Genomic DNA, 9,305 nt, shown 5'->3' with positions numbered 1-9,305 from the left:
AGGCGCCGCCTTTTTTCTCGGAGGAGCGAAGCGGAGGAGAGAAAAAAGGCGGCGCCTCGCGAGCCGGCGACAAAGTCGCCCAACAAAGGAGCATCGCGGGCCGGCGACCACTGGCCGGCCCGCGACCCCCCTTCCGAGGTTCGGCTCACCCGGACCGGGCCCGATCCGCGACGACGCGATCGAGCCGTCACGGTCCCGGGAGTCCGGGCGAGGCGCCGGGCCGAAGCCGGCCCGTCCTGGCCCGTGCTCGGACGGGTCGGGCTGTAGCCGGTCCGGTTCCCGAACCGGGTTCAGCGTAGAAACCGGCGGGACTTGCCGTCCGGGACTCCCAGCACACTCATCCATTCGAGTGACATCCGCATCACTCAGGAGAGCCCGAGCCGCCGATAGCGGATCATGCGCGCGGCCAGCCGCTCGTCCGGGTCCAGGACCCGCAGCGTGCTCAGCTCGTGCTCAAGCACGGCCGCGACCCGACGCACGAACGCCTCGGGTTCCTCGGCCGCGTCCGGGTCCTCGGGCACCACGCGGTCCACGATGCCGTCGCGGCGCAGATCGGCGGAGCGGATGCCCTGCCGCCCGGCGATCTCGGCGGCCCGCTCGGTGCTCCGGTACAGGATCGCCGCCGCGCCCTCCGGCGGCAGCGGCGACAACCACGCGTGCCGCGCGCAGATCACCCGGTCCGCGGGCAACAACGCGAGCGCGCCGCCGCCGGATCCCTGACCCAGCAGGAGGCACACCGTCGGCGCGGGCAGTAGCACCAACTCGGCCAGGCAGCGGGCGATCTCGCCCGCCAGCCCGCCCTCCTCGGCCTCGCGCGAGAGCGCGGCGCCGGCGGTGTCCACCACGGTCACCAGCGGCAGGCCCAGTTCGGCGGCCAGCCGCATGCCCCGCCGGGCCTGCCTCAGCCCGGCCGGACCGAACGGGCCGTGTTCGCTCTGCCGGGTGCGGTCCTGGCCCAGCACCACGCACGGCGCACCGGGACCGGCGCCGACCCCGAACCGGGCCAGTACCAGACGCAGCGCCGGTTCGCTCTCCCCCTCGCCGGTCCCGCGCAGCGGGGTGACCGAGCGCGCGCCGTGCCGCAGCAGCGTGCGCAGTCCCGGGCGACGCGGGTCGCGCGAGCGCCGCACCGAGGTCCAGGCCGCCACGTCGGGCAGCGGTTCGGCACCGGCCTCGGGCGGCGGCCCGGGCGGCGCGCTGCCCGGGCCGAGGACGTCGAAGACCTTGATCGCGACCCGGCGCAGCTCGTCCGGCGGCACCACCGCGTCGATCAGGCCGTGCTCGTACAGGTTCTCCGCGACCTGCACCCCGTCGGGGAACGGGCGTTCGTGCAGCGCCTCGTACACGCGCGGGCCCAGGAAGCCGATCAGCGCGCCGGGTTGCGCGGCGGTGACGTGGCCGAGCGAGCCCCAGGAGGCGAACACCCCGCCGGTGGTGGGGTGGCGCAGGTAGACGAGGTACGGCAGGCCCGCCGCGCGGTGTGCGGCCACCGCCGCGGAGATCTTGACCATCTGCAGGAACGCGACGGTGCCCTCCTGCATGCGGGTGCCGCCGGAGGTGGGCGAGGCGACCAGCGGCAGGCCCTCGGCGGTGGCGCGCTCCACCGCGAGGGTGAGCCGTTCGGCGCCCGCGACGCCGATCGAGCCGGCCAGGAAGTCGAACTCGCACGCGGCCACCGCCACCCGGCGCCCGTGGATCCGGCCCTCCCCCGTCACCAGCGCCTCGTCCAGGCCGGTGCGCGCGCGGGCCGCCGCCAACTCGGCCGCGTACGCCGGATCCGGCGCGGCGAGCGGGGGCAGCGGGTCGTTCCAGGCGGTGAAGGAGTCCGGATCCAGCACACGTGCGATCAGATCCAGGGCCCGCACGCGCTCGGGGTGACTCATGCGATCAAGCTAACCCACCGCCGGCGGCGTCGGGCGGATGTGACCGCACCGCCGGCGCCGAGTCCTACCGGTCGGTACGTCGATCTGGCAGGCTGCGGGAATGGCCCCTCTCACCGCCGCGCCCCCCGTGTCCGCTTCCGCCCCGTCGCCCACCGTCGGCGCCGACCGCGCCCGCTACGACAAGGCCACCGCGCACCTGGACGCGCCGTTCGCCATCGTGGACCTGGCCGCGTACCGGGCCAACGCGGCGGATCTGGTGCGCCGCGCGGCCGGCACCCCGGTGCGGGTGGCGAGCAAGTCGGTGCGCTGCCTGCCGCTGCTGCGCGAGGTGCTGGAACTGGACGGCTACCGGGGCGTGATGGCGTTCACCCTGCCCGAGGGCCTGTGGCTGGCGAGCGAGGGGATCACCGACATCCTGGTGGCCTACCCCTCCACGGACCGCGCGGCGTATCGCCGGCTGGCGGCCGACGCCGAGGCCGCCGCGCGGGTGACCGTCATGATCGACGATCCGGCCCAGCTCGACCTGATCGAGCGCGCGATCGCGGACGTGCGGCCCCGGGCCGAGCTGCGGGTGTGCGTGGACATCGACACCTCGTGGCAACTCCTGGGCGGCCGCGTGCACATCGGCGCGCACCGCTCGCCGCTGCACACGCCGGAGCAGGTGGTCGCGGTCGCCGAGGCGGTCACCCGGCGGCCGGGTTTCCGGCTGGTGGGACTGATGGCCTACGAGGCACACATCGCCGGCGTCGGGGACGCGCCCGAGGGCCGCGCGCTCTACGGGCGGATCCTGCGCGCGATGCAGGCGAAGGCCGGTGCCGAACTGAGCCGGCGACGCGCGGACATCGTGCGCGCGGTGCGCGCGGTCGCGCCGCTGGAGTTCGTCAACGGCGGCGGCACCGGAAGCGTGGAGCGCACCTCGGCGGAGTCCGCGATCACCGAGGTCGCGGCCGGCTCCGGACTCTTCCAGCCGCGCCTGTTCGACCACTACACCGCGTTCCGCGGGCGGCCCGCCGCGCTGTTCGCGCTGCCCGTGGTGCGCCGCCCCGGACACGGCTGCGTGAGCGTGCTCGGCGGCGGCTACCCGGCCTCGGGAGTGCCCGCGGCCGACCGGCTGCCCCAGCCGTACCTGCCGCAGGGCCTGTCGTACCAGCCGCAGGAGGCGGCGGGCGAGGTGCAGACCCCGCTGCGCGGCGCGGCGGCGGACGATCTGCGGATCGGCGACTCGGTGTGGTTCCGGCACGCCAAGGCGGGCGAACTGTGCGAGCGCTTCGACGCGTTGCACCTGATCGAGGGCGACCGGGTGGTGCGCACGGTGCCCACCTACCGGGGCGAGGGCCACACATTCCTGTGAGCGCGGAGCCGGCGCGGCGAGAGCCGGTGAAGGGCGCGCGACCGGAGTCGACGGCGGGGACCGACCGGCCCTTAACCGGACAAGACCCACCCGTTCGGCCCACCGCGCAAAAAACGACCCGTTGAGGGGCTGTCCGGCACCACTGCGGATGGCCCACAATGCCCATTGCCGGCGCCGTATCGGCGCGGCGGTACGTCCGGCCGGTGAAAGGTCGCAGCCATGATCGCGCGCTTGGGCACGCTCGGGCAGGAACACCCCGTCACCGGGGTGACGATCTGGCGCGGCTGTGCGGTCGTCCACCTGGCCGGCGAACTCGACCTGCACAACGCCCCGCTCCTGCACCGCACCCTGATCGAACTGATCGACGGCGGTTGTCGGCGGGTGGTCGTGGACGCCACCGGCTTGAACTTCTGCGACTCGGTCGGACTGGGTGTGCTGATAGACGCGTTCAAGTCGATGCACGCCTTCTCCGGTGAACTGCGCCTGGCCGCGCCGGACCGCAACGTCCGCGCGACGCTGCGGATGACCGGCCTGATCGACGTGCTCGGGGTGCGGGACACCCTGCAGGAAGTCCTCGACGAGTTCGCCGACTGAAGTCCGGGCGCGCTCGGGCCCGGCGTCGGTCCGGTGCGGCATGATCGGGCACGTGACTGAACGTCTGATGCTCCTCGACACCGCGTCCCTGTACTTCCGCGCCTACTTCGGCGTTCCGGAATCGGTCAAGGCTCCCGACGGCACGCCGGTCAACGCCGTGCGCGGCCTGGTCGACTTCATCACGCGCCTGGTCGAGGACCGGCGGCCCACCCGGCTGGTGGCGTGCATGGACGCGGACTGGCGACCGCAGTTCCGGGTCGAGGCGATCCCCTCGTACAAGGCGCACCGGGTCGCCGAGGCGGCCGGGCCGGACGAGGAGGAGATCCCGGACACGCTCGCCCCGCAGGTTCCGGTGATCGAACAGGTGCTGGACGCGCTGGGCATCCCGCGCGTGGGCGTGCCCGGCTTCGAGGCGGACGACGTGATCGGCACGCTGGCCGAGCGGGCCGAGATCGCGGTGGACATCGTCACCGGCGACCGGGACCTGTTCCAACTCGTCGACGACGCGCGGGCGATCCGGGTGTTGTACACGGTCAAGGGCGTGGCCGCGCACGAGGTGATCGACGAGGCCGCCGTGCTGGCCCGCTACGGCGTGCCCGCGTCGGCCTACGCCGACTTCGCCACGCTGCGCGGCGACGCCAGCGACGGCCTGCCGGGGGTCAAGGGCATCGGGGACAAGACCGCGGCGCAGTTGATCACCGAGTACGGCGATCTGGCGGGCGTACGCGCGGCCGCGGCCGACCCGGCGGCGAAGCTGACCCCGGCGCGGCGGGCCCGGATCCTGGAGGCGGGCGAGTATCTGGACGTGGCGCCGGGCGTGGTGCGGGTGGTGCGGGACGTGCCGCTGCCGCCGCCGGCCGGGTGGGATCGACCGCTGCCCACCGCACCGGCCGACCCGGCCGCGCTCGAGGAACTGCGCCGGCGCTGGGGCCTGAGCGGCCCGGTGCATCGGTTGCTCGACGTGCTCACCTCCCGCCGCTGATACCCGTAATCTCCACCTGAGGACGGTGGCCGGCCACTCGAAAGGGTCGCTCCCGAACGCGCCGGGCGCACGATCGGCAATGTGACCCAGGTCACATCGGAAAGTTGCACGGAATCTGTCACGTTCGGCGTGAAGGCGTGTCTCCCCAGGCATGCGTACCGAGTGTGACACCCCGATTACAGCCCAACCCGACCGCGACTGGCTCCGAGGCGAGTGGCAGCGCGTGACCTTCCGCGCCGGCTGGCCCACCCGGGTCGCCTGGCACAGCGACGCCGTCGAGCAATGCCTGGACGCCTTCGTCCGCAACGGCCACGCGCACTCCGCCTGCCTGGCCCTGGCCCGGGACCGGGCCGCCGCCGAAATCCCGCTGGACGTGGCGCTGGCCGAACTGGACGCGCTGTTCCTGTGCGGCCTCGCGCACAGCGCGCCCGGCCCGCTGGTGCAGGCCTACCTGAGCACCCGAGCCCGGGCCAACCCGCCCGGCACCCTGCCCCCCGGCACCGACCCGATCACCGAACTTCCCTCCGCCGCGCTGCTCCAGCAGCGGCTGGCCCAACGCGCCGCCGCCGGCGAGCACGTGCGGATCGTGGTCGTGCGCCTGGACGTGCCCGAATCGCTGCTGTGGGGCCACCTGCGGCACCTGCTGCTCACCGCCCGGCACCTGGAACGCGCCCTCGGCGACCTCGCCTACGCGGTGCCGCCCGGGCGACTGATGGCCCTGCTCGACGGCGACGACCCGGAACTGCCGGACCGCCTGGACCGGTTGTGCCGCGCACCCGTGGACCCGCTGGACGGCCCCGGCGGAGTCCCCGGCGGCGCCCCGCGCATCCCTCGTTCGAGCGTGCGTCTGGCCACCGCGCCGGGCGCGACGGGTCGGTAGCGCGCCATGAACCACCCCTTCGTACGTTCGTTCGTCACCCGAATGACGCAGCGTCACCCCCGCTGCGGCCCCTCGATCGGCACGGGCGCGGGCGACCTGCTCCCACGCCTGCGCCGCACCACCCGCGCCGGAGCGCACTCCGGGTGCCTTGAAGAGCCCCATCGCTTCTGGACAGACCGAGGCCGGATGGTCACGATGCTGTCCGGACGATCGGGTACGGCACGGGATCAAGGGGGCAATCGGTGGCACGCGAGGACGACGCGGCGACCCCGGACCCCATCGGCGACGGGAACGGCGCCGCCGAGGCCACCGGCTCCGGCGCGCGTCCCCCGTTCGTCCCCGGCCAGCGCGGCGTGCATCACCCTCGGGTGTACGACGGCGACCTCGGGACCGAGCCGGCCGCAACCCAATCGGCCCAGCCCTGGTCGCCCGACACCGCAGCGACCCACCCCCTCGCGACCCAACCGGGCGGCGATCGCGTCGGCCCCCCGGCGGACGCCGACGCCGGCCGACCGCCGGTGTTCGACGGCCCCCCGGACGGCGAACTCGCCGACCTGGTGCGCTCCGGCGACGGCGACGCCTACGGCCTGCTCTACCAACGGCACGTGGGCTCGATCCGCCGCTTCGCCCGCACCTGCACCCGCACCCCCGAAGCCGCCGACGACCTGTGCGCCGAGGCGTTCGCCCGCACGCTCCAGGCACTGCGCTCGGGCCAGGGGCCGAAGGAGGCGTTCCGGGCCTACCTGCTCACCACCGTGCGCCACGTCGCCGGCGACTGGACCAAGAGCGACCGCCGCGAATGGCTCACCGAGGACTTCACCGTCTTCGAGTCCGCCTGGGAGAACCAGGACCGCGTGGTGAAGGCCGACGACGCGCGGCTCGCGCTCCAGGCCTTCCAGGACCTCCCCGAGCGGTCCCGCATGGTGCTGTGGCACGTGGACATCGAGGGCGAACAGGCCGTCCAGGTCGCCCCGCTGGTCGGCGAGAACCCGGACAACGTCCGCAAGATCCTGGAGCGGGCCCGCCAGGAACTGCGCGACAACTACTTCGTGGCGTTCGCCACCGGCGGCGTCAAGGACGAGAACTGCAAGAAGTTCACCCGGCACTACGGCCGGCACATCCGCAACCGGATGGACTCCGAGAAGCGCCGCGAGAGCATCGACGCGCACCTGAAGAAGTGCAGCCGGTGCAACGAGACCTACGCCGAGATGGTCGACGTGCGCGACCGGTACGGGCCGATCGCGCTGGCACTGATCGGCATCACCGCGCCGATCTTCCTCAGCGGCACCGCCGTGGCCGCGGGCACCGCCGCCGCGGCCACGGCGGTGGCCGGCGGAATGGGCCTGGCGGTCGGCGCCACCGGCGCGGGCGGCGTCGCGAGCGGGGTCGCCGCGGGCGCCGCGGCGGCCGGCGGCGCGGCGGCCGGCGCGGGTGCCGGCGCCGCCGCCGCCAAGAGCGCCGGGCAGGCCGGGCAGACCGCCGGCCGCTCGTCGTTGATCGCGGGCGGCGTGGTGGTGGCCGTCGCGGTCGCCGCGTTCGCCCTGGTGGACACCGACAAACCCAAGCCGAAACACCCGGCCCCACCGGTCGCCGCCTCCGCCCCCGCCCCGCCGCCCCCGCCGGCGCCCACCACCGAGACCCACCCCCCGCAGCCCTCGCCACCCAAGCCGGAGGTCGAGGCACCCGCGCCGACCCCGCCACCCCCGACCGCCCCGTCGACCCGCCCCGAACCCACCAGGTACCCGCCGACCAAGCCCGCCCCGACCCGGGTCAAGCCGACCCGGTCCGGGCCGACCCTGATCGCCGACGACAAGCAGTTCCGCGCCGACGACGACAAGGTCGGCTTCAAGTGCGACAACGGCGACGGCAAGTGGTGCGAAAACCCGACGATCACCGTGCCCAGCGCACTGGCCGCGCCGCTGATGCCACCGGGATCGACCGCGAAATGCGCCGAGATCAAGGGAAAGAACGGGTCGCACTACACCCTGTGCCGGCGCTGACCGGCCGGCCCGCCCGGGCCCGACCCGCCCCACCCGCCCTAAGCCACCGAGCCCACCGCACCCGCGGTGCCCGCCCACGGGGCCGCCGCCTCCAACTGCCCCGCGAGCCGGAACAGCGTCGCCTCGTCGCCGTAGCGGCCGGCGAACTGCACGCCCACCGGCAAGCCGTCCGAGGTGCGCCCCAGCGGCACCGACATGGCCGGCTGCCCGGTGACGTTGAACAAGCTGGTGAACGCGGCCATCCCGCGCATCCCGGTCAGCGCCGCCATCGGATCGCGGTTGGGATCCAACTCGCCCAGCAGCGGCGGCACCACCGCCATCGTCGGGGTCAGCAGCACGTCCAGGCGCCCGGTCAGCCGGGTCACCGCCCGCCCGATCGTGTGCATCGTGTCGATCGCGGCCAGATAGCGCGCCAGCGGCAACGAGCGGCCCTTGTCCACGATCAGTCGGGTCGCCCCGTCCAGATCGCCGGCTTTGAGCTCGCGACCCAACTCGGCCAGCCGCAGATCCACCATGCGCGCGATGTGCGCGGCGCTGATCGGCGCGATCACCTCGCCCGGCCGGCTCAGCGTGTCCGGCCAGGTCACCGGCTCCACGTCGTGGCCCAGCGCGACGCACAGCGCCGCGGCCTCCTCCGCGGCCCGCACACACTCCGGGTCCACCACCACACCGGTGTCCACCGGCGTCAGGATCAAGCCGATCCGCAACCGCCCCGGGTCCGCGCCCACTTCGGCGGCGTACGGCCGCACCGGCGGCGGCGCGTGGTACGGATCGCCCGGCTCCGGCGTACCGGTGATGTCGAGCAGCGTCGCGCTGTCGCGGACCGTACGGGTGACCGCGTGCGCCACCGACAGACCCGCCCACGACTCGCCGTGATCGGGGCCCGGGGTGACCCGGCCCCGGCTCGGCTTGAGCCCGAACACCCCACAACACGCGGCCGGGATCCGAATCGAACCGCCGCCGTCGGTGGCGTGCGCGACCGGGACCATGCCCGCCGCGACCGCCGCCGCCGAACCGCCGCTGGAGCCGCCCGCACTGCGCTCGCGATGCCAGGGGTTGTGCGCGGGACCGAACAGGGCGGACTCGGTGGTGGTGCCCAGACCGAACTCCGGGGTGTTCGTCTTGCCCACGATCAGCACACCCGCGGCCCGCAGCCGGGTCACCAGCGTGCTGTCGCGCGCCGCGACGCTGCCCGCGAACAACCGCGACCCGTTGCTCGTGGCCATCCCGGCCACATCGCACTCGAGGTCCTTGATCAGGTACGGCACACCCGCGAGCACACCGGGCAACAACCCGCCGACCTCGCCCCGGGCCTGCTCCTCGCACAACGCGACCACCGCGCCCAGGGCCGGCTCGCGCTCCTTGATCGCCGCGAAGGTGACGTCGAGCACCTCGTCCGCGGTCACCTCACCGCGGGCGATCAGGCCCGCGAGCCCGGTGGCGTCATAGGACTGATACTCGTCGATCCGCACGGCACGACCTCCTGCGCTGGTGAAACACGTCCGCCACGCACCGTACGCGACCGTGTGCCCACGCGATTCGCCCCGTCGGCGGATCGGCAAAAACCGGCGCGCGGCGACGCGGACCGGCCGGCCGGCCGATACCGCGGATCGCC

The 9,305-nt window shown here is 74.3% G+C and carries 7 protein-coding genes; 5 read left to right on the top strand and 2 right to left on the bottom strand.

The window, feature by feature from the left end:
- Window positions 1-365: 365 nt before the first annotated feature.
- Window positions 366-1,883, bottom strand: coding sequence for a carboxyl transferase domain-containing protein (locus ACWCPW_RS36610; protein ID WP_449765878.1), 1,518 nt, complete (start codon window positions 1,881-1,883; stop codon window positions 366-368).
- Between the two features lie 100 nt (window positions 1,884-1,983).
- Here ACWCPW_RS36610 and ACWCPW_RS36605 point away from each other — a divergent pair, with 100 nt between their 5' ends.
- The 5 genes from ACWCPW_RS36605 (at window position 1,984) to ACWCPW_RS36585 (ending at window position 7,690) form a co-directional block, all read left to right on the top strand.
- Window positions 1,984-3,234, top strand: a complete 1,251-nt coding sequence (locus ACWCPW_RS36605) for an amino acid deaminase/aldolase (RefSeq protein ID WP_449765877.1) — start codon at window positions 1,984-1,986, stop codon at window positions 3,232-3,234.
- Window positions 3,235-3,453: 219 nt separating this feature from the next.
- A complete protein-coding gene (locus ACWCPW_RS36600) occupies window positions 3,454-3,828 on the top strand; it encodes an STAS domain-containing protein (protein ID WP_020552020.1) in 375 nt (124 codons plus the stop codon).
- A gap of 40 nt (window positions 3,829-3,868) precedes the next feature.
- Complete coding sequence (locus tag ACWCPW_RS36595; protein ID WP_449765876.1) at window positions 3,869-4,810, top strand: 5'-3' exonuclease; 942 nt, start codon at window positions 3,869-3,871, stop codon at window positions 4,808-4,810.
- Between the two features lie 151 nt (window positions 4,811-4,961).
- A complete protein-coding gene (locus ACWCPW_RS36590) occupies window positions 4,962-5,690 on the top strand; it encodes a hypothetical protein (protein ID WP_449765875.1) in 729 nt (242 codons plus the stop codon).
- Window positions 5,691-5,932: 242 nt separating this feature from the next.
- Window positions 5,933-7,690: an RNA polymerase sigma factor gene (locus ACWCPW_RS36585; RefSeq protein ID WP_449765874.1), complete on the top strand. Its 1,758-nt coding sequence runs from the start codon at window positions 5,933-5,935 to the stop codon at window positions 7,688-7,690.
- A gap of 38 nt (window positions 7,691-7,728) precedes the next feature.
- Here ACWCPW_RS36585 and ACWCPW_RS36580 read toward each other — a convergent pair whose 3' ends face one another.
- Window positions 7,729-9,162, bottom strand: a complete 1,434-nt coding sequence (locus ACWCPW_RS36580; RefSeq protein ID WP_449765873.1) for an amidase — start codon at window positions 9,160-9,162, stop codon at window positions 7,729-7,731.
- Between the last annotated feature and the right edge of the window lie 143 nt (window positions 9,163-9,305).

The sequence above is a fragment of the Embleya sp. NPDC001921 genome (assembly GCF_053594475.1).
The sequence above is the reverse complement of the archived record's forward strand: the minus strand, read 5'-3'. Positions and strand labels throughout refer to the sequence as shown.